This window comes from Paraburkholderia phenoliruptrix (assembly GCF_902859825.1).
Taxonomy (GTDB): domain Bacteria; phylum Pseudomonadota; class Gammaproteobacteria; order Burkholderiales; family Burkholderiaceae; genus Paraburkholderia; species Paraburkholderia phenoliruptrix.
Genome location: NZ_CADIKB010000024.1, coordinates 1 through 20,611, shown reverse-complemented (window position 1 = coordinate 20,611; position 20,611 = coordinate 1). Strand labels below are relative to the sequence as shown.

At 63.0% G+C, this 20,611-nt stretch carries 20 protein-coding genes and 1 pseudogene; 11 read left to right on the top strand and 10 right to left on the bottom strand.

Going from position 1 to position 20,611, the window contains the following annotated elements; genetic code table 11:
• Positions 1-5: 5 nt before the first annotated feature.
• The 4 genes from HV711_RS21535 to HV711_RS21520 all read right to left on the bottom strand — a co-directional run bounded on the left by HV711_RS21535 (position 6) and on the right by HV711_RS21520 (position 3,385).
• Positions 6-1,283, bottom strand: coding sequence for an MFS transporter (locus HV711_RS21535; RefSeq protein WP_035480150.1), 1,278 nt, complete (start codon positions 1,281-1,283; stop codon positions 6-8).
• Between the two features lie 337 nt (positions 1,284-1,620).
• Positions 1,621-2,190 (bottom strand): YceI family protein, encoded by a 570-nt coding sequence (locus HV711_RS21530; RefSeq protein ID WP_013587147.1) that lies wholly within the window; start codon positions 2,188-2,190, stop codon positions 1,621-1,623.
• Between the two features lie 62 nt (positions 2,191-2,252).
• A complete protein-coding gene (locus HV711_RS21525; protein ID WP_035480152.1) occupies positions 2,253-2,816 on the bottom strand; it encodes a YceI family protein in 564 nt (187 codons plus the stop codon).
• 8 nt (positions 2,817-2,824) lie between these two features.
• A complete protein-coding gene (locus HV711_RS21520) occupies positions 2,825-3,385 on the bottom strand; it encodes a cytochrome b (protein ID WP_035480153.1) in 561 nt (186 codons plus the stop codon).
• A gap of 401 nt (positions 3,386-3,786) precedes the next feature.
• On the opposite strand from HV711_RS21520, the gene HV711_RS21515 reads away from it, so the two are divergent.
• From HV711_RS21515 to HV711_RS21485, 7 genes are all read left to right on the top strand, one after another.
• Positions 3,787-4,554 (top strand): paraquat-inducible protein A, encoded by a 768-nt coding sequence (locus tag HV711_RS21515; protein ID WP_035480155.1) that lies wholly within the window; start codon positions 3,787-3,789, stop codon positions 4,552-4,554.
• An 8-nt stretch (positions 4,555-4,562) separates the two neighbouring features.
• Entirely contained in the window at positions 4,563-5,213 is a 651-nt protein-coding gene (locus HV711_RS21510) for a paraquat-inducible protein A (RefSeq protein WP_028361796.1), read from the top strand.
• Positions 5,206-6,864: a PqiB family protein gene (locus HV711_RS21505; RefSeq protein WP_013587142.1), complete on the top strand. Its 1,659-nt coding sequence runs from the start codon at positions 5,206-5,208 to the stop codon at positions 6,862-6,864. Before HV711_RS21510 ends, HV711_RS21505 begins: the two co-directional genes overlap by 8 nt.
• Positions 6,861-7,595 (top strand): PqiC family protein, encoded by a 735-nt coding sequence (locus tag HV711_RS21500; protein ID WP_035480157.1) that lies wholly within the window; start codon positions 6,861-6,863, stop codon positions 7,593-7,595. Before HV711_RS21505 ends, HV711_RS21500 begins: the two co-directional genes overlap by 4 nt.
• A 125-nt stretch (positions 7,596-7,720) precedes the next feature.
• A complete protein-coding gene (locus tag HV711_RS21495) occupies positions 7,721-9,010 on the top strand; it encodes a THUMP domain-containing class I SAM-dependent RNA methyltransferase (protein WP_035480159.1) in 1,290 nt (429 codons plus the stop codon).
• Positions 9,011-9,186: 176 nt separating this feature from the next.
• On the top strand, positions 9,187-9,570 hold the full coding sequence (locus HV711_RS21490) for a VOC family protein (RefSeq protein ID WP_035480160.1): 384 nt from the start codon (positions 9,187-9,189) through the stop codon (positions 9,568-9,570).
• Positions 9,571-9,666: 96 nt separating this feature from the next.
• Positions 9,667-10,407, top strand: a complete 741-nt coding sequence (locus tag HV711_RS21485; protein WP_035480162.1) for a helix-turn-helix transcriptional regulator — start codon at positions 9,667-9,669, stop codon at positions 10,405-10,407.
• Between the two features lie 40 nt (positions 10,408-10,447).
• On the opposite strand, the gene HV711_RS21480 is transcribed toward HV711_RS21485, so the two are convergent.
• The 3 genes from HV711_RS21480 to HV711_RS21470 are packed head-to-tail and all read right to left on the bottom strand — an operon-like array spanning position 10,448 to position 13,396.
• Entirely contained in the window at positions 10,448-11,899 is a 1,452-nt protein-coding gene (locus tag HV711_RS21480; protein ID WP_015001629.1) for an NAD(P)(+) transhydrogenase (Re/Si-specific) subunit beta, read from the bottom strand.
• On the bottom strand, positions 11,899-12,228 hold the full coding sequence (locus tag HV711_RS21475; protein WP_006047931.1) for an NAD(P) transhydrogenase subunit alpha part 2: 330 nt from the start codon (positions 12,226-12,228) through the stop codon (positions 11,899-11,901). The genes HV711_RS21480 and HV711_RS21475 overlap by 1 nt, the downstream gene beginning before the upstream one ends.
• Before the next feature lie 25 nt (positions 12,229-12,253).
• Complete coding sequence (locus tag HV711_RS21470) at positions 12,254-13,396, bottom strand: Re/Si-specific NAD(P)(+) transhydrogenase subunit alpha (RefSeq protein ID WP_035480164.1); 1,143 nt, start codon at positions 13,394-13,396, stop codon at positions 12,254-12,256.
• Between the two features lie 223 nt (positions 13,397-13,619).
• On the opposite strand from HV711_RS21470, the gene HV711_RS21465 reads away from it, so the two are divergent.
• The 4 genes and pseudogenes from HV711_RS21465 to HV711_RS21450 all read left to right on the top strand — a co-directional run bounded on the left by HV711_RS21465 (position 13,620) and on the right by HV711_RS21450 (position 17,577).
• Positions 13,620-14,099 (top strand): NUDIX hydrolase, encoded by a 480-nt coding sequence (locus HV711_RS21465; protein WP_035480167.1) that lies wholly within the window; start codon positions 13,620-13,622, stop codon positions 14,097-14,099.
• A gap of 58 nt (positions 14,100-14,157) precedes the next feature.
• The gene (gene mnmA, locus HV711_RS21460) at positions 14,158-15,303 is read left to right on the top strand and encodes a tRNA 2-thiouridine(34) synthase MnmA (protein ID WP_175145238.1); all 1,146 of its coding nucleotides are present in this window, start codon (positions 14,158-14,160) and stop codon (positions 15,301-15,303) included.
• A 162-nt stretch (positions 15,304-15,465) separates the two neighbouring features.
• Positions 15,466-16,704, top strand: a pseudogene (locus HV711_RS21455) (FMN-binding glutamate synthase family protein); the annotation flags it as partial.
• A 309-nt stretch (positions 16,705-17,013) separates the two neighbouring features.
• Entirely contained in the window at positions 17,014-17,577 is a 564-nt protein-coding gene (locus HV711_RS21450) for a hypothetical protein (protein ID WP_035483591.1), read from the top strand.
• 136 nt (positions 17,578-17,713) lie between these two features.
• Here the strand turns inward: HV711_RS21450 and HV711_RS21445 are convergent, their stop codons facing one another.
• The 3 genes from HV711_RS21445 to HV711_RS21435 form a co-directional block, all read right to left on the bottom strand.
• Positions 17,714-17,998 carry a PAAR domain-containing protein gene (locus tag HV711_RS21445; RefSeq protein ID WP_035483584.1) on the bottom strand — a complete coding sequence of 95 codons (285 nt, stop codon included), beginning with the start codon at positions 17,996-17,998 and terminating at the stop codon, positions 17,714-17,716.
• 106 nt (positions 17,999-18,104) lie between these two features.
• Positions 18,105-19,217, bottom strand: a complete 1,113-nt coding sequence (locus HV711_RS21440) for an Imm72 family immunity protein (RefSeq protein ID WP_035483578.1) — start codon at positions 19,215-19,217, stop codon at positions 18,105-18,107.
• Between the two features lie 5 nt (positions 19,218-19,222).
• A partial coding sequence (locus HV711_RS21435) for a hypothetical protein (RefSeq protein WP_175145236.1) occupies positions 19,223-20,611 on the bottom strand: 1,389 nt, incomplete at its 5' end.

Sequence of the window (20,611 nt, the reverse complement as noted above, 5' to 3'; positions counted from 1 at the left end):
GCCGCCTACCGGAACCCGAGCTTGCGGCGCGCCGCAACGAGCGCCGCGATGCTCAGCAGCGCCGCGAAAATCAGGTAGTAGCTCGGCGCCGCCTTGGAACCGGTAAAGCTGATCAGCCACGCGATAATGAACGGTCCGAAGCCGCCGAACACCGTCACCGCGATGTTATAAGCCAGCGACATGCCGGTCGTGCGCGTCTGCACGGGGAACATTTCCGAGAGCAAGCCGGGCAGCGCTCCGAAATAGCCGGTCATCAGAAAGCCGAGCACGACTTGCAGCGCGATCAGCGTGCCGAAGGTCGGATGCGCGACCAGATAGACAAACGCCGGATAGATCAGCACGAGCAGCAGCAGCCCGGAGATCAGCATGATCGACGTACGTCCGTGCCGGTCCGACAGGTGACCGACGACCGGCGCGAACACCATCTGAATCAGGCCCGTCAGCGCGATAGTCGAGAACGCGACCGAGGGCGCAAGTCCCAATTGCTTCACGCCGAAAGTCGGCATGAACAGCACGAGGTAAGTCGACACCGTGCCCAGCACCACCGCGCCGATGGCGATCACGAGCCGCAGCTTCTGGCTCGCGAACGTGTCGCGCAACGGCGTGGTCGTGGTTTCGGCGGCGAGAAACTCAGGCGTTTCGTCGAGCTTCGTGCGAATGTACCAGGCCACCGGCCCGATCAGCAGCCCGAAGAAGAACGGCACGCGCCATCCCCAGGAAGCCATCTGCGCGGGCGACAGATTGCCGGTCAGCACGACGCCGAAACCCGCCGCGAGCAGCGTGGTGAGCCCCTGGCTCGCGACCTGCCAGCTCGCGAAAAAGCCGCGCCGTCCCGGCACGTGCTCCGCGAGAAAGGCCGTCGCGCTGCCGAATTCGCCGCCGGCCGAAAAACCCTGCATCAAACGCGCAATCACGAGAATCACCGGCGCGGCGAGGCCGATGCTCTGGTAGGTCGGCAAAATCGCGATGATCAGCGTGCCGCCCATCATCAGCAGGATGGACAGCGTGAGCGCCGCCTTGCGCCCCCCGCGATCCGCGTACGCGCCGATCACGATGGCTCCGAGCGGCCGCATGAAAAACGACACGCCGAACGTGCCGAGCGTAAGCAGTAGCGAGACGGTGTCGTTGCCGGCCGGAAAAAACAGCTTCGCGATCACCACGGCAAAAAAACCGTAGACCACGAGATCGAACCACTCGAGCGCGTTGCCGATCGACGCGGCGACCACCGCCCGCCATGAATTTCCCCGGCTTCCCGCAAGGCTTGCTGCAGTCGTTGCGTTCATGCAGATCTCCAGTTCGCGCGAATCTTATATCGGGCCGGACCCGATTTCGCCGAATTGGATGCGCGCACAACCAATGCGGTGCCAGCGCTTTATGTACCTGAAAAATTAAACCGAGGCGAGCGCGAAATTTCGCATTTGTGCGTCAGATGAGGCCAGAGGCGCCTCGCTGCGACTGCGACTGCGACGCCATGAAAAAACCGCTTCGTCGCAATAGCGAACGAAGCGGCCTAATAAGCAACCTAACAGGCGATGAAACAGGCGCCGCCGTCTTTGCTGCGCCGCAACGGCGACTTGTATGCAATGACGAGCCGAAGGCGCCCGCGCCCGAGAGCAGCGCTTACTGCTTGATCCCTTCAGCCTGAATATGCAGCCGGGTCTCCATGCTGAAACCGTACTTGCTGCCGAAATCCATGCCGTAATCCGCGCGATTGAACTGGGCGCTCGCCTCGACGCCGCACACTTCGCGCTTGAGCACCGGGTGCTGCATGCACTTGAACGACTCGATTTTCAGATTCAGCGGCTTCGTCACGCCGTGCAGCGTCAGGCTGCCGACCACTTCCGAGGGCTTGTCGCCGTCGAACTTGATGTCGGTGCCCTTGTACGTCGCGGCGGGGAATTTCGCGACGTCGAAGAATTCCGGCGCTTTCAAATGCTCGTCGAGCTTGCCGTTTCCAGTCGAAATCGAAGCCGGATCGACGTTGACATCGACGCTGCCGGTCTTGCCCGCGCGGTCGAGCGTGACCGTGCCCGAACTTTTGGTGAACTTGCCGCGCCACACCGACAGCCCGCCGAAGTGGTCCGCCTCGAAGCTCGGATACGTGTGAGTCGGGTCGAGCTGATAGGTGTCGGCGGCGGCGAATGCGCCAAGCGAAACGCAGGAGGCCAATGCACCGGCGGCGATCAACATGGATGTCTTCAATTCATGCTCCCAGTCAGGAAAAAACGGCTGCGCTTATACGCGCGGTCCCATTACTTGCGTGCAGCTACGATATGAAACTTGATGACGACCTCGTCCGCCACGACAGACGTGTCTTTCCACTCGCCCGTGCCGATGTCGAACTGCGAGCGTTTGATCGGCAACGAACCGTCGAATGTCTGCGTCGCGCCTTGCTGCGTGACCGTAACAGGCACCACCACCGTCTGCGATTTGCCCTTGATGGTCAGCTTGCCCGTCACCTTGTACTGATTGCCGCCCGCCGGCGCAATCGCGCTCGAAACGAAGGTGGCGCTCGGGTAGGTCTTCGCGTCGAACCATTCCTTGCTGCGGACCTGGTCGTTGTAGCTCTCATCGCCGAGATCGTAGCTCGACACGTCGATATTCAGCTGCGCGCTGCCCTCGGCGGGTCTCGCCGGATCGAACTTGACCTGCGCGGTGAATTTGCCGAACTTGCCTTCGACCGGCACGTTCATCTGCTTCGAGGTGGCGCTCACCGAACTTTTCGCCGCGTCGACCTGGGCGAGGGCGCCGCCGGCCGCGGCCAGCGAGGCGGCGGCAAACGCCGCCAGCATGTAGCGATAAAACGAGACCTTCATGGTTGTCCTTATTTGAGGAAGGGAAGCATGCGCGACAGCAGCCCGTCGCGGTCCAGCCATTGATGCTTGAGCGCCGCCGCCACGTGCATGCCGACCAGCGCCAGCAACGTGTAGTTCAACGCAATGTGAACAGTCTTGAGCAGTTCCTTCAGATGCGGGTCCGGCGCAATCAGCCGCGGCAGCGGAATCAGCCCGAGGTAGACGACCGGCACGTTGGCCGCCGAGCTGTACAGATAGCCGGAGACGGGAATCGCCACCATCAACGCATACAGCAGCAGATGCACGAGGTGCGCGGCGCCGCGCTGCCAGGCCGGCATGCGGCGCGGCATGGACGGCGCGCCGTGCGTGGCGCGCCACAGAATGCGCAGGACCGCGAGCGCGAACACGGTCACGCCGATCCATTTATGCCACGAAAAATAACGCAGCTTGGTGGGCGTAAAGCCCGGGATGTCGGTCATCACCCAGCCGAGCGCAAAGCCGCAAACGATCAGCAATGCGATCAGCCAATGAAAGGCAATGGCAGTCCGCGTGTACGACTCCGCGCCACCGAACGAAGGATTGTGTGCCATGACAGGTCAACGCTTGCTAGAAGAGGTTAACGGCGCCGCACGCCCGGCTATTCCCCGCCGAAGCAAAGTTCATCGGCAGATGGCCCGGCGTCACAGGCTTCAGGACGCGCCAGGCCGCCATGCTACCCGAAGCGGAAAAAGCTGACTGGGAGCAGGGTGAAATTTACCGAAACGCGGTTCGGCGCGCCGCCGGCGGCACCCGTGAACAATTGGGGACGGACGCTGTCAGACGTTTAGAGGGTGAGCGCTGTGCCCGTCGACGCGGCGCCGCAGCGCCTTTTGGTACTATTGCTGCACAAATTTTCACGAACCGGCCACATCGACCCACATCGCCACCCACAGCGCCACCTCTTCGCGACCGGCATTGGACGCTCATTCACCTATCGTTGCCCCGTTGCCGTATGGAACATGACAACCTGATCGCGTGCCATGAATGCGATACGCTGTTCCGCAAGCCGCGGCTTGTCGGGCGCAAGGTCGCTCGCTGTCCGCGCTGCCGCGCGACGCTTTACAGCGGCGTGTCGCGCAAGCTCGACGGCATCTGCGCCATGACGCTGGCCGCACTGATCACGTTTCTGATCGCGCAGGGCTTTCCCATCGTCGAACTCGAGACTAATGGCATTACCACGCAAACCACGCTGTTCGGCGCGCTCGTCGCGCTGTGGAACGAGAACATGCAGATCGTCGCCGTCATGGTGTTCTGCTCGACGGTTCTGTTTCCGCTCACCGAACTTGTCGCGCTGCTGTATGTGCTCGTGCCGATCCGTGCCGGCTATGTGCCGGCAGGCTTTAACCGCGTGTTGCGGGCCATCCAGTTCGTCCGGCCGTGGGGCATGATCGAAGTGTTTATGCTGGGCGTGCTCATCACCATCGTAAAGATGGTCAGTCTCGCGCGCGTGATTCCCGAGGCCGCCCTCTTCGCGTTCGGCGCGCTCACGCTGATGTTCGCCGTGGTCGTCACCTTCGACCCGCGCATTCTGTGGGATCTCGCCGACGAACTCGGCGCGCGCAATCAGCGGCCGCTGCCGCGCACCTCGGCGGACAGCGCGGCGGCCGCGGTCGGCTCCGTGGCCGGACCGCCGGCTCCGCCGTTGCTGCCCACCGACGAGGGGCCGGACGACGAGACCGGCACCCATGCCGGCGCGCCGCCGGCGCCCCATCGAGGATGACCCGCGCGATGAAATACGTGAGCGCAAAACGCGCCGGGCTCGTCGCCTGCCACGCGTGCGGACGCGTCGAACCGCGCATCCGCTCGGTCACGCCGCAGCACTGCGGACGCTGCGGCGCGCGCCTGCACTCGCGCAATCCCGACAGCCTGATGCGCACGTGGGCGCTGCTGATCGCCGCGGCGTTGCTGTATATTCCAGCAAATTTGTTGCCGGTCATGCACACGTCGTCGCTGGTCGGTTCGGAGGACGACACCATCATGAGCGGCGTCGTGTACTTCTGGACCTCCGGCGACTGGCCGCTCGCGGTGATCGTTTTTGTTGCCAGCATCATGGTGCCGATGCTCAAGCTCAGCGTGCTCGCGCTTCTCACCATTACCGCGCAGCGCCGCTCGCGCTGGCGGCCGCAGCAGCGCACCACGCTATACCGGATGGTCGAGCGGATCGGCCGCTGGTCGATGCTCGACGTGTTCGTCGTCACGCTGACCGTCGCGCTCGTGCGCTTCAAGTCGCTTGCCGTGATCACGGCCGGGCCGGGCGCGATTGCGTTCGGCTCGGTGGTGATCCTGACGATGATGGCATCGATGCAGTTCGATCCACGGCTCATCTGGGACCACGTGGACGGCAGTACCCAAAAACCTCAGGATCTCGAACATGACTAGCCCGCCAGGACCGACGCCCGCCTCCGAAGCGCCGCGCAACGATTCGAACGGACCGAAGCTGCCGCCCCAACTGCCAGACCCCGAAATCGAGCCGCGCAGCCGCTGGCTGCCGTCGCTCGTGTGGGTCATTCCGCTGATTGCCGCGCTGATCGGCATTGCGCTCGTCATCAAATCGGTCACGGAAAAAGGCCCGACTATCACGATCAGTTTCGTCAGCGCGGAAGGGCTCGAGCCGGGCAAAACCAAGGTCAAGTACAAGGACGTCGACGTGGGCGCGGTGAAGTCGATCACGTTGTCGAAAGATCTGTCGCACGTGCTCGTGCAGGTGCAGCTGACGAAGGAAGGCGAAGACTTCGCGGTGAAGGATTCGCGCTTCTGGGTCGTGCGCCCGCGCGTGGGCGCGAGCGGCGTATCGGGTCTCACCACGCTGCTCTCGGGCGCGTATATCGGCGCCGACGCCGGCCATTCGCCGGACAGCGAGAAGAACTTTGTCGGGCTCGAGACGCCGCCGCCCGTCACCGGCGACCAGAAGGGTCACCAGTTCATTCTGCATGGCGATTCGCTCGGTTCCATCGACATCGGCTCGCCGATTTTCTATCGCCGCGTGCAGGTCGGCCAGGTGGTCGGCTTTTCGCTCGACAAGGACGGCACCGGCGTCACCATGCAGGTGTTCGTGTCGGCGCCGTTCGACCAGTACGTCGGCACCAATTCGCGCTGGTGGCATGCGAGCGGTGTCGATTTGCGGCTCGATTCGAGCGGCTTCAAGCTGAACACGCAGTCGCTTGCGACGGTGATCGTCGGCGGCTTGTCGTTCCAGTCGCCGCCGGGCCAAGGCGTCGGCGCGCAGGCGCCGAACAACATGACGTTCCGCCTCGCCGCCGATGAAGCCGACGCCATGCGCGACCCGGACGGCGTGCCGCTGCGCGTCGTGATGAACTTCAACCAGTCGCTGCGCGGGCTGTCGGTCGGCGCGCCGGTCGATTTCCGCGGCATCGTGCTCGGTCAGGTGACGAACATCGGCATCGACTACGATCCGAAAACACGCAGCTTCACCATGCCGGTGACCATGAACATCTACCCCGACCGGCTCGGCAAGCGTTTTCGCGAAACGGCGCCGGCGCCGGGCAGTCTCGCCGGTCAGAACATGCTGCAGCAACTGGTCAAACACGGGCTGCGCGGCCAGTTGCGCACGGGCAATCTGATCACGAGCCAGCTGTATGTGGCGCTCGATATCTTCCCGAAGGCGCCGCCGGCCACCGTCGACGTCGCCAGCGACCCGCTCGAATTGCCGACTATTCCGAACACGCTCGACGAATTGCAGCTGCAGGTCGCCGACATCGCGAAGAAGCTCGACAAGGTGCCGTTCGACCAGATCGGCAATAACCTGAACGCCGCGCTGAAGAATGCAGATCAGCTCTTCAAGCGGCTCGACACGGAAGTCGTGCCGCAAGCGCGCGACACCCTCGCGGCCGCGAAGCAGACCTTCGGCTCGGCCGAGGCGACGTTGCAGCAGGACTCGCCGCTGCAGTCGGACGTGCATCAGGCGTTGCAGGAATTGACGCGCACGTTGCAGTCGCTCAATGCGCTGTCGGATTATCTGGAGCGCCACCCGGAATCGTTGTTGCGCGGTAAAGCAGGAGATAAACCATGATGTTCGTCCGACTCCCTCGCCTGCACGGCGCACTCGCGCGCGGCGCTGTTCGTGCCGGCGCGCTGGCTGCGGCGCTCGCGCTCGCCGCCTGCGCATCGCCGACGAGCCGGTTCTATACCCTGGGCGACGTGAGCGGGGGCGCATCCGCTACGGGGTCGGGCGTGCGGAGCGCGGCGGCGGCGCCCGCGTGGCTCATCGAGGTCGCGCCGATCGACGTGCCGCCGCAAGTTGCAAAAACGCAGCTGGTCGTGCAGACGGGACCGACGCAGGTCAAGGTGCTGGAGCAGGAACGCTGGGCGTCGCTGCCCGGCGACGAGCTGCGCCGGGCGCTGTCGACGAGCCTCACGCAGCAGCTCAATACCATCGACGTGTACGGTACGGCCTATTCGGATGCGACGCCGGTGTATCGCGTGAGCATGAATGTGCAGCGGTTCGAATCGTGGCCCGGCTCGCACGCGCTGATCGATGCCGTGTGGAGCGTGCGCGCTGTACGCAGCACGGCAGTGATGACGTGCAGAAGCGTGGTGAGCGAGCCGGTCGCTGGCGGCTATGACGCGCTTGTGGACGGGCATCGGCAGGCGTTGCAGCGCATTTCAGCGCAGGTGGCGGCGGCGGTGCGGGCGATGGCGGCTGCTGCGCCTGCGGCTGCCTCGCAGGCGGGCAAGGGTGTGGCCCGTGCCGCTGTGCCGGGTTGTCCTGTGGAAGCGGCTGGGGCGGTGGCTGGGGGGTAGTGCTTCCGCCATGGCGATGTTCAGGTGCTCTGATCAAAAATCCGGCCGCGCGTCGCAGGCAAAGGCCTCCTCGCGACCGCGTACAATACGCCCTTACCCATCGCCAACCGGCCCCGCCGCACCCCATGTCCTTCGATTTCTTCCTCCCCTGCCCACGCGGCCTTGAAGCCGCGCTCGCCGCCGAACTCGCCGAAATCGCCGCAAAGCATCTGCACGGCGCGCCGTTCGCGGCCGGCTCGCAAGTGCCCGGCGGTGTGCATTTTCGCGGCGGTTGGGCAGCCGGCATGGCGGCCAATCTGTATTCGCGCATCGCGAGCCGCGTGCTGCTGAAAATCGCGCATCGACCGTATCGCAGCGAGCAGGACATCTATGCGCTCGCCGTCGAACAACGTTGGGAGCAGTGGTTCTCCGCGAATGAAACGCTGCGTGTCGACGTCACCGCCATCAAGTCGCCGCTGCGCAGCCTCGAATTCACCACGCTGCGCGTGAAAGACGGGATCTGCGACCGTCTGCGCGAAGTAAGCGGCGCGCGTCCGAGCATCGACACCGGCATGCCCGACGTCCGCGTGTTCGCGTTTCTCACCGCGACCGACTGCACGCTTTACCTCGACACCTCCGGCGACCCGCTCTTCAAGCGCGGCTGGCGCCTCGACAAGGGCGCAGCGCCGCTGCGCGAAAATCTCGCGGCGGGCATTTTGCGCCTGACCGGCTGGAGCGCCGGCACGCCGCTTTACGACCCCATGTGCGGCAGCGGCACGTTCCTCGCGGAAGCCGCGCAAGTCGCGCTCAACATCGCGCCCGGCGCCGAGCGCCGTTTCGGCTTCGAGAAGTTCAAGCAGTACGACACCAAGGCATGGCAGGCGCTCAAAGCCGCCGCGCTCGACGCCAAACATGCCGCTCGCAACTCGCGCGCCGACCTGCAGATTTTCGGCAGCGATATTTCCGGCGACATGCTCGACAAGGCGCGCGCGAATTTCCAGCGCGCGGGCTTGCCGCTGATTCCGCTGAAACAGGTCGACGCCCGCGGCATGACGCCGCCTACCGCCGAGCCGGGCATTCTGGTCGCCAATCCGCCGTACGGCGAGCGAATCGAAGTTCGCGGGCGCAATGCCCGCGGCGAAATCCGCGAAGGACGCAATCGCGACAATCGCGAAGACGACGGCTTTCGCCGCGCCCAGGAAGAAACGCCCGACAGCGAGTTTTTCCAGTCGCTCGGCGACGCGCTCAAGCAGCGCTTCACCGGCTGGCATGCATTCATTCTCACGTCGGATCGTAAATTGCCCGGCCAGTTGCGCCTGCGCGAATCGACCAAGACGCCGCTCTTTAACGGCGCGCTCGAATGCCGGCTGTTCCGCTTCGACCTGATCGCGGGCAGCGTGCGCCAGCGCCCGCAAGGCGACACGCCGGCGGGCTGAGGCGCTCGCACCGAAACCGCGGACACCGTTCCGCGGTTTTTTTTGCGCCGCATACCGCGCCGTGTCGCTTGCCGCTGCACCCTACTGACACCACGCTGTCAGCAGCCCCCCTGCACACTCCTCCTCACGCCATCCGGCGATTTATCCGGCTTATCCGCCATCCACAGGAGAGTGTCATGTCCGCATCGTCCAAAGTCGTTGCATGGTTCGAAATTCCGTCCGTCGATTTCGATCGCGCCGTCCGCTTTTATGAAGCCGCGCTCGACGTCACGTTGAATCGCCAGGAATTCGGCGGTCAGCCCATTGCCGTGTTCGACTGCGAAGAACCGGCCACGCGCGGCGCGGTCGTCCACAGCCCGTCGATGACCCCGAACGGCGACGGCGTGCTCGTCTACCTGAACGCGCACCCGACCGTGGACGCCGCGCTCGCCCGCATCGAAGAAGCCGGCGGCAAGACCGACGGACCTGTCATCAAGCTGCCGCAGGACATCGGCTATATCGCGTTTTTTATCGACAGCGAAGGCAATCGCCTCGGCCTGCACTCGCGGACCAACGGCTAAGCGCAACGCGCGGATCGGCCGGGCAGCAAGCGGGCAGCGCGGCGCGCATGGCAACGCCCAACGCGCCCGCCGTCTGAGCGTTGACCGGAGCACGGCATGCGGCGCTATCATCGCGGGACTGTCCCTGTCCTCTTCTACAAGACGCCCACGATGACGCGCCGCGCCGACCGCCTGTTCCAGATCGCCGAATTGCTGCGCGGCCGGCGCCTCACCACCGCGCAACAACTTGCCGACTGGCTCAACATTTCGCTGCGCACCGTCTATCGCGACGTGCGCGATCTGCAGTTGTCGGGCGTGCCGATCGAAGGCGAGGCCGGAATCGGCTACCGGTTAAGCCGCGCGGCGAGCTTGCCGCCGCTCACCTTCACCGCCGACGAACTGGCGGCGCTCGCCGCCGGGGCGCGCATGCTGGAATCGTGGGGCAGCGCCGGCTTCGCAGCAGGCGCGCGCGGCGCGCTCGCGAAAATCGCCTCGGCCATGCCGGCCGAGAAGCGCGCATCGCTCGAAAGACTCGCGATCTTCGCGCCGTCCTTTCATATCAAAAGCGAATTTTCGACGCAGCTCGACACGCTGCATCGCGCGATCGACACGCGGCACGTGGTGAGCTTCGCCTACACGGACGTCAACGGCGCGGCAACCGAGCGGCGTGTATGGCCGCTGGCTCTCGCCTATTGGGGCGCCCGCTGGACGCTAGGCGCGTGGTGTGAATTGCGCAGCGACTTCCGCAATTTCGGACTCGAGAAAATTCAGCAACTGGAAGTGCGCGAGCCGTATCCGGACCAGGCAGGACGGCGGCTCGCGGACCTGTTGCGGCATGTGAACGCAAAACCGAAGTAAGCCACGCGACGCCGACGTGCGCCGCGCGGCCACTTGCGTGTCATTCCACCGCCTTGACCATATCCTCGATCACCTTCTTGGCGTCGCCGAACACCATCATCGTCTTGTCCATATAGAAGAGATCGTTATCGAGGCCCGCGTAACCGGCCGCCATCGAACGCTTGTTGACGATCACCGTGCGCGCCTTGTACGCCTCGATAATCGGCATGCCGGCAATCGGCGACTTCGGATCGTTCTTCGCGGCCGGGTTCACCACGTCGTTCGCACCGAGCACGAGCACCACGTCGACCTGACCGAACTCGCCGTTGATGTCCTCCATCTCGAACACCATGTCGTACGGCACTTCGGCTTCGGCGAGCAGCACGTTCATGTGACCCGGCATGCGTCCGGCCACCGGGTGAATCGCGTACTTCACCTCGATTCCTTTCTCGACCAGTTTGTCGGTCAATTCCTTCAACGCATGCTGCGCGCGCGCGACGGCGAGCCCGTAACCCGGCACGATCACCACCGTCTCCGCGTTGCCGAGCATGAACGACGCGTCGTCCGCCGAACCCGATTTCACGGGACGCTGCTCCGCCGCGCCGCCCGCCGCCGCGCCCGGCTCGTTGCCGAAGCCGCCGAGAATCACGTTGAAAAACGAGCGGTTCATCGCGCGGCACATGATGTACGACAGAATCGCACCCGACGAACCGACGAGCGAGCCCGCGATGATCAGCATCGGATTGTTCAGCGAAAAACCGATGCCCGCCGCCGCCCAGCCCGAGTACGAATTGAGCATGGAGACGACCACGGGCATGTCCGCGCCGCCGATCGGAATGATGATCAGCACCCCGAGCACGAACGCAATCGCCGTCATGATGATGAACGGCAGCCACGACTGCGTGAAAAAGAAGATGATGCCGAAGCCGAGCATCGCAATGGCGAGCATCAGGTTGATCAGATGCTGGCCCGCATACACAACCGGCGCGCCTTGGAAGAGCCTGAACTTGTACTTGCCGGACAGCTTGCCGAACGCGATCACCGAGCCGCTAAAGGTGATCGCGCCGACGAACGTGCCGATGAAAAGCTCGACGCGATTGCCGTACGGCAGGAAGCCCGGAACCGGATTCTCGGGATCGATCAGCCCGAATGCCGCCGGCTCCGACACCACCGCATAGGCGATGCAGACCGCGGCAAGACCGATCAGCGAGTGCATGGCCGCGACGAGTTCCGGCATCTTCGTCATTTCGACGCGCGCGGCGACAAACGCGCCGATCGCGCCGCCGACTATCAACGCAGCGAACAGCAAGCCGAGCCCGAGCGCGAGGTTCGAACCCAGCGCGTTCGCCTGTTTCGCGATCAGCGCGATGGTCGTGAGAATGGCAATCGCCATCCCGACCATGCCGAACGTATTGCCGATGCGCGCGGTCTTCGGATTCGACAGCCCCTTGAGCGCCTGAATGAAGCAGACCGACGCGACCAGATAAAGCAGCGTGACGACGTTCAGGCTCATTACGCGTTCTCCTTGCTCTTGTCGGCGATGAGCTTTTTCGGCTCTTTCTTGCGGAACATCTCGAGCATGCGCCGCGTGACCAGAAAGCCGCCGAACACGTTGACCGCCGCAAGCGCGACGGCGAGCGTGCCGAAGAACTTGCCCGGCGTGCCGAGCGTGAGGCCGGTGGCGAGCATTGCGCCGACAATCACGATCGCGGAGATCGCATTGGTCACCGCCATGAGCGGCGTGTGCAGCGCGGGCGTGACATTCCAGACGACGTGGTAGCCGACGTAAATCGCCAGCACGAAAATAATCAGGTTGATGACGGTGTGGTTGAGCACTTCCATCGCCGTTTCTCCAGGTGAATTCGCTTTATGCCTTGCGCGCGACTTCGCCGTCGCGCGTGAGCAGCGTGGCCGCGACGATGTCGTCGGCGAGGTCGATATTGAGCGCGCCTTCCTTCGTCACGATCAGCTTGAGGAAGTCGAGCAGGTTGCGCGCGTAGAGCGACGACGCGTCCGCGGGCACCATCGAGGCGAGATTCGTGTAGCCGACAATCGTCACGCCATGCCTGACGATCACCTTGTCCGCTTCGGTCAACGGACAGTTGCCGCCGCGCCGGCCTTCGTAGTCCGCGCCGCGCCCCGCCGCGAGATCGACGAGCACGGAGCCCGGCTTCATCGCCTGCACGGTTTCGACGGAGAGGAGCGTGGGCGCCGCGCGCCCCGGAATCAGCGCGGTCGAGATGACCACGTCGGCCTGCTTCGCGCGCTCGTGGACCAGCGCCGATTGCCGTGTGAGCCACGACGGCGGCATCGGCCGCGCGTAGCCGCCCACGCCTTGCGCGGCTTCGCGCTCTTCGTCGGTTTCATAGGGCACGTCGAGAAACTTGGCGCCGAGCGATTCGATCTGCTCTTTCACGGCCGGCCGCACGTCGGAGGCCTCGATCACGGCGCCGAGACGCTTCGCGGTCGCAATTGCCTGCAGGCCCGCCACGCCGGCGCCGAGAATCAGCACGCGCGCGGCCTTGACGGTGCCCGCGGCGGTCATCAGCATCGGCATGAAGCGCGGATAGAGCGTCGCGGCCAGCAGCACCGCCTTGTATCCGGCGATGTTCGCCTGCGACGACAGCACGTCGAGGCTTTGTGCGCGCGTGGTACGCGGCGCGGCTTCGAGCGCGAAGGCGGTGACGCCGGCCGCGGCGAGCTTCTCGGCATTGTCCGCGTTGAACGGATCGAGCATGCCGATCAGCACCGCGCCGCGTTTGAGGAGCGGCAGTTCGGGCTCGGTGGGAGACTGGACCTTCAGAACGAGGTCGGCGCCGAAAGCGGTGGCGGCATCGACGATCTCCGCGCCCGCGGCGGCGAGGGCGTCGTCAGGAAAGCTTGCGCCGGCGCCGGCGCCGCTCTGGATGGTGACCCGGTGGCCCTGAGCCACGTACTTCTTGACGGTCTCGGGCGTCGCGGCGACGCGGGTTTCGTGCGCGCGCGTCTCGGCTGGCACTCCGATGTGCATCGTGGTTCCTCCTCGACTTACTGTTTGACGACAGATCGGCCGACGAGGCACGCCGGCTTGCAAGTGCAACGGCTAACGCCTCACTTTACCCGAAAGATGGGGGGCCGCAAAAATCGGGGACAATCCGGGGTTGCAGGCTGGGCGCGGGCCCGACATGCCGGGGGCCGCCGCCCGCTGCCCGCTTCCCGGCAGTCGACGGACATAAACGGTAAAATGCGCACCCATGAAACCGGAAACCTGGCTGCCGCACGTGACCGTCGCGGCCATCGTCGAGCGTGACGGGCGCTTTCTCGTGGTCGAGGAACACACCGCCGCCGGCCTGCGGCTGAACCAGCCGGCCGGCCATCTGGAAGCCGGCGAAACGCTGCTGGAAGCGGTGATCCGCGAAACGCTCGAGGAAACCGCGCATCCGTTCACGCCCGAAGCGCTCGTCGGCCTGTACATGACACATTTCGAGCGGCCCGGGCGCGACGGCGTCACCTATCTGCGCTTCACCTATTGCGGCGCGGGCGGTGAACGCGAAGCGGCACGCGCGCTCGATCCGGACATCGTCCGAACCTTGTGGATGAGCGCAGACGAGCTGCGCGCCTGCCCCGAGCGGCACCGCACGCCGCTCGTCATGCAATGTATCGACGATTACCTCGCCGGCCGGCGTTTCCCGCTCGACTTCGTGCATACGCATTCGGTCAGGCCGAAAAGATAACCTCGCGGCAACCGCGACCCGCGATCCATGAAGTCACGCAGTACCCAGTGAGCATCTTATGAGCAAGCAGAAAGTCGTAGTAGGCATGTCGGGCGGCGTCGATTCGTCGGTCACCGCGTGGCTGCTGAAGGAACAGGGCTACGACGTGGTCGGCCTGTTCATGAAAAACTGGGAAGACGACGACGACAGCGAATACTGCTCGACGCGGCAGGACTGGATCGACGTGGTGTCCGTGGCGGATCTGATCGGCATCGACGTGGAAGCGGTCAACTTCGCGTCCGAATACAAGGACCGCGTGTTCGCCGAATTCCTGCGCGAGTATTCCGCCGGCCGCACGCCGAACCCGGACGTGCTGTGCAATGCCGAGATCAAGTTCAAGGCCTTCCTCGATCACGCCATGTCGCTCGGCGCGGAAACCATCGCGACCGGCCACTATGCGCGCGTGCGGGAAAACAACGGCCGCTTTGAGCTGCTGAAGGCGTTCGACCATACGAAAGATCAATCCTACTTTCTGCATCGGCTGAATCAGGCACAGCTGTCAAAAACGCTGTTTCCGCTCGGCGAAATTCCCAAGACCAAGGTGCGAGAAATCGCCGAGCAGATTGCGCTGCCGAACGCGAAAAAGAAGGATTCGACCGGCATCTGCTTTATCGGCGAACGGCCGTTCCGCGACTTCCTGAACCGCTATCTGCCGACCCAGCCCGGCCCGATGAAGACGACCGACGGCAAGGTGGTCGGCGAGCACATCGGCCTCGCGTTCTATACCTTCGGACAACGCAAGGGCATCGGCCTTGGCGGCAGCAAGGACGGCAGCGGCGAGCCGTGGTTCGTGGCGGGCAAGGACATTGCGTCGAACACGCTGTACGTCGCGCAGGGCCACGACCACCCGTGGCTGCTGAGCCATAGGCTCACCGCGGGCAACACGAGCTGGGTCGCGGGCGAGCCACCGGCGGAAGGCTTCGCGTGCGGCGCAAAAACCCGCTACCGCCAGGCCGACGCGCGCTGCACGTTCAGTGCAGCAGGCGCGGGCGGGGACCTTTTCCAACTGACGTTCGACGACGCCCAGTGGGCTGTCACACCGGGGCAATCCGCCGTGCTCTACGATGGCGACGTGTGCCTCGGCGGCGGCATCATTGAACAGGCGGCTCGCGCGCAGCCGGCCGCGCGCGAGCCGCAAAAGGCGGCATTGCTGAGCGCGCGCTAGCCGGCAGGGTTCAGCCGCGGCGCCAGAGCCTCGAGGTTCGAACCGCGCCTGTGCCGGCTCGCGGCTTCTCATCAAGCCAGCCGCCCGTTTCCCCACGGTGGATCCGCCCACGCCTTGAGCGCGTGCCATCCCTCCGTGACGACCGACTGCACCGGAGTCTCCATGTTTTCTCGACGTTATCTGGCCATGTGGAGCGCCGTCGCGCTCCTCGCCGTCTACGCGGCGCTTGCCGCGACCCATTACGTTTCATGGTTGTGGATCGTCGTGCCGCTCGCGTTCATCGCGCTAGGTTGCTACGACCTGGCGCAGCAGCGCCACGCGATTCTGCGCAACTATCCGCTGTGGGGTCATCTGCGTTTTCTGTTCGAGTTCATACGCCCGGAAATCCGCCAGTATTTCGTCGAAAACGACACCGACGAAAAGCCGTTTTCGCGCGCGCAGCGCAGCATCGTCTATCAGCGCGCCAAGAATGACGTCGACAGCCGGCCCTACGGCACCGAACTCGACGTCAAGGCCGTCGCGCACGAATGGATCAGCCACTCGCTCGCGCCGACCACGCTCGACAGCCACGACTTTCGCATCGTGGTCGGCGCCGATCGCGTGCAGCCGTATTCCATGTCGATCTTCAACGTCTCGGCGATGAGCTTCGGCTCGCTCTCCGCGAACGCGATCATGGCGCTGAATCTCGGCGCGAAGAAAGGCAACTTCGCGCACGACACCGGCGAAGGCTCCATGTCGAAGTACCACCGCGAGCATGGCGGCGACATCATCTGGGAAATCGCGTCGGGCTATTTCGGTTGCCGCAATGACGACGGCACTTTCAGCGCGGAAAAATTCGCGAAGCAGGCCGCCGAGCCGCAGGTGAAAATGATCGAGGTGAAGCTCTCGCAAGGCGCGAAGCCCGGTCACGGCGGCGTCTTGCCGGCGGCCAAAATCACGCCGGAAATCGCCGACACGCGCGGCGTGCCGATGGGCCGCGACTGCATTTCGCCGGCCACGCATTCGGAGTTTTCGACGCCGCGCGGTCTGCTCGAATTCGTCGAGCGGCTGCGCACGCTGTCGGGCGGCAAGCCCACCGGCTTCAAGCTGTGCATCGGGCATCCGTGGGAATTCTTCGGCATTGCCAAGGCGATGCTGGAGACGGGCATTCTGCCGGACTTCATCGTCGTCGACGGTGCGGAAGGCGGCACGGGCGCCGCGCCGCTCGAATTCACCGACCACGTCGGCGTGCCGTTGCAGGAAGGCTTGCTGCTCGTGCACAACACACTCGTCGGCATTGGCTTGCGCCAGCGCATCCGCATTGGCGCGAGCGGCAAGATGATCACCGCGTTCGACATCACGAAGACGCTTGCGATCGGCGCGGACTGGGTCAACGCGGCGCGCGGCTTCATGTTCGCGGTGGAAATCCCCCCATACTCGAACAACTATTGGAGCGATTCAACCCTCTTTTTTGGCACTTAATTCATTTTATCAGAGGAATTACTGCTCTTAGCGCGGGAAATTCTGTCCTTGAATTCTGCACCCGTCTCGCCTAGTTTGTAGACACCCCTAACTATTTAACCTTTCCGAACCGATTCGGGCGCCTTTCGGCTCAGTCAGTGGTCAAAACCGCCTCAATGTAGTTCCGTCGATTTAATTAGGATTCCTATTTAAGCGCTACGCGTAGGTGGTTCTACGCGTACCGCGCTCGCTCGCTGAGAGATTGCCAAGATGCAAGTGACCGCTCACTCAATAATCGAACTGAACATCTCGGAAGGCGCAATCGGCAACAGCATTCCGCTGCTGATTCTTCAAGATGGCAGCATCAGTTTCCTAGTGTTGTTGTGGGCGCAACATTTGATGCTCCATGAGCTAACCAGCGCGAAAAATCTCTGGACGAAGGTATCTGGAGTTGGCCGTTTCTATGATTTCCTCGTTCTTGTAAAAGATGGGAAGAGGATACCCAATAACGCCATGCTGATTATCTTGGAAGAGTTCTACCAAGCGCGGCGATTCGGGTCGACCACTTTGAAGTGGAAACCTGTCGCCCCCAAGACCGCGAAAGCTGACGAAGAGGCTGTCACACAGTTTAGCGAGTGGTGTGCCGCTAATCTGGGGCTCCCCACACTTAACGCCGTTGAACGAAAACTGTTCACAAGCTTAAATTTTCGCGCCCAGCAGACTTTTCGGCGGAAGCAACAACACAAGCGCACCTATGACAAACTGAGCCACCTCGAACCTTCGACTCTATCGGGCAAAGGCTACCGGGGGTATACCGCGCGGTCAGCAGCGTAGGCACAAAGCCCCAATTGAGACTGCGCAGTGCGGCGCAGGTGTGCCGGGGGCAGTTTCAAAACTGAAGCGACTTGCCGGCATCCCTAGGCGGCCGGCTCAGATAGACAACGACGGTTGAGGTCGGGAGAGCATACCGTTAGCCCGATAATGTCCCCGTCGTCTGCGACGCAACCAGCTTCGGCAGCGGATGGCACTCGCATTGGCATAAATCGCCCTCCAACGCGACCAGCTTGCTCATGACCGTCATCGTGTGCGGCGAGCCGTCCGAGATGATGGTCCCCTCGATATTACATGTGTGACACTGAACAGGCGCGCCGAGATACGCGAGTGGCCGGCCCGCGAACGACGAGCCCACGATGCCATCAAGCACGACGCCGTTGTGGTCAGTCTTGTCGTCTTTCAGGATAAACCTGCGGCTCATATGCGAGACTCCATTGGGTTAGAGACAACCGTGTGCCGCCGACGCCAGCGGCACCGCGAAGGCACTACGAATCGCCGCCACCTCAAATGCAGGGAATTGCGCGAACTCAAGGTTCGCCCGCGAGCTTCACCAGACGCCACGTAACCCAATGAACACGGCGCTCCCCTGAACCCGGCGACGGCGCGAGAACATCGGGCATGACTTGTCCCTTCGCGACTTCAACAGGCTTCACTTCGAAGCCCTTGGCTTCCCACGCCCCGGATACAGGGCAAATATCGCCGGTCCTGACTTCGACACCTATCGCCAATTCAGGTGGTACTACCTCCTCACTTCGCTTGGGTTCAAGGAAGTATTCCGACTCGTCAGGAATGACGCCGTCCTTGTATCGTGTGTCTTCCCAGACGAGGCGCCAATGGGTGCCCACAAGCTCCCTGCGCGACTCCGCCTCGTTCCATTGGCCATCGACGTTGGGCGCCTTTGTCTCCTTCACCAGATAGTTAAAGCAACCATTGTTCTCGACACTTTTCACGCCCAAAGGCACCAAGCCGAAGACCTTTTCTCGCTCGACCGTAACCGGCTCCCATATCCCGTCCACCGGTACGCGCTGCCCGGAACTGATGATGAGGTCCGTCGCCGCAGGCACTTCCGGAAGTTCAGCTGGAAAGACCGGATAGGACAATTGATAGAATCTGTACCTGTAACGCTCGGGGTCTAACAATGCCGCCGCGCTTTCGCACCGGGCGGACATATGAGGCACAAACGGCACCTCTACGGGCGAGTATTCACCCCCATATTTAGAGGCAAGTAGCAGTCGATTGAGTGCCTCGACTTTGTCCGGGTAGGGCGCCGTCTGCGCACCTCGCTCCCAGTAGTCAGGATGCGTATACAGGAAGTTGCGGACGGTTCCGCTTATGACTAGCGCAGCCGCAAACGGTTCGCCCGTTCGCCATACGAATCGATGCCCCTTTCCGAGTTCTTCAAGCCCTTTGTTATACAGACTTTGCGTTTCGAAGATTCGGGGAAGCAAATCGGCGTCCATCCGCTCTGGGTCGCTTTTGGGCCAGGTTCTGACGGCGTTCTCGTGTGCTCTGGCAAACACCTCCCATGCATCCCGTTTCTTCGCCCACAGCGAATAACTGGTCAGCCGCTTCAGCAGCCAAAACACGCGTCGCCGAGTCTCGGAATCCAGCATGTCATATTCTTTCGTGACGTACCCCATCGAATCTACTCCTGACCGCTTGCGGCCGTACGAGACGCCGCAACTGTTTTACTGTTAGCTACCTTGGTTTGTATTTCGTCGCTGGCAAGCCGACGAGTGCGAGCCGAACCGGATACGTCGTCTGAAAATTTGCTATACCCGTATACATCCTCAACGTTCGTCCAGTTGGTCGGATAAAAGTCAACTCGAACTCCGTTGATAGTTTCGGAGAGGGCTGTACCGCTTGCCTTCACACTCTCTCCAATCCGAGTTATTTCGGTGGCGAGCGCTCCAAGGTCGACGACGAGTTGATGGCCGCCCCCTTCGAGATATTGTGCCGGAATTTTTTCGCCCCACTGCTCCGCAATCTGGCCTGCCCATGCTTTTGCAGAAGGCACTCGGATTCCGAAATCATCAGGGAGATGTACCACGGCGAGGAATCCGTTGCCGTTCCACTCATCCAAAACCGCCGACCGGATTCGCCATTCCTCCGCACTTTTCGGCGCACTGCCGAGGCCCCAAAACGCCGGCTGACGACCGCCAGCTGCTTTGCTGCCCCAAGAGGCGTGCTTCGATGGATTGCCAAATGCCCGATATAGCGTCTTTCCCGCCAGCTGATTGGCGTCGAGTGCTGCAACTTCGCCGTGAAACGTCGCAAGTGTGCGATACACCTCCTTGCCTTGAAAGGCTGGTATCTCATCACTCACCTCAGCGAGGATATCTGGCCACCCGTCCTCTATTTTGGGTTGGTACTTGGCTTTAATCCGTGCATCGCCCACCGCGCAATTCGTCGAGGCGTACTTGCCCTGCCGTATCTCTCTCGCGAGCTTGCGTTCCTCAAGATAGGCTTCCGCCTCGCGATTCACCCGTGGCATCCCCCCCGTAGCAATCTCATGAATTTCGCCACGGTAGACCATGTTCTGCAGCGTCTTGAGCTTCGCGTCCAGTTCTTTGAGAGCTTTCGGGACCATCTGGTCCGCCAGGTCCTGGAGAGCCCGAAAACCATCACCAACGCGTTCGAGCTGCGACCGCCACGCGTCGGGAAGCAGTTGACCGACACGGGCTTTGAGCGAGCGCTCGATGGCAAGCCGGACGGTAGCGCAAAAGTCCTTAAGTTTCGACAAGAGCTGGGACTGGTACGCGGCGATATCCAATGCCTTCAACCACTTCGGAGCATCGCCATGCCCCATGCGGTTCAGAAACTGGATGACTTCTTTGAGGAGTTCGGCGTCTTTCGCGGCGTCCCCAACCACTCGCAGGGCAAGGCGACCAACGCCCTTGATAACACCACCTACAACTGGAATGGCAATGTCCCAGGCGTAGTTGAAGGTTGAAGGCGGCGGTTCGCCAGTGGAATCCGAGAGAATCGGGTTTCCAGGACCAACCTCCCGAACAGGGAACCAAGGAGAACCGCC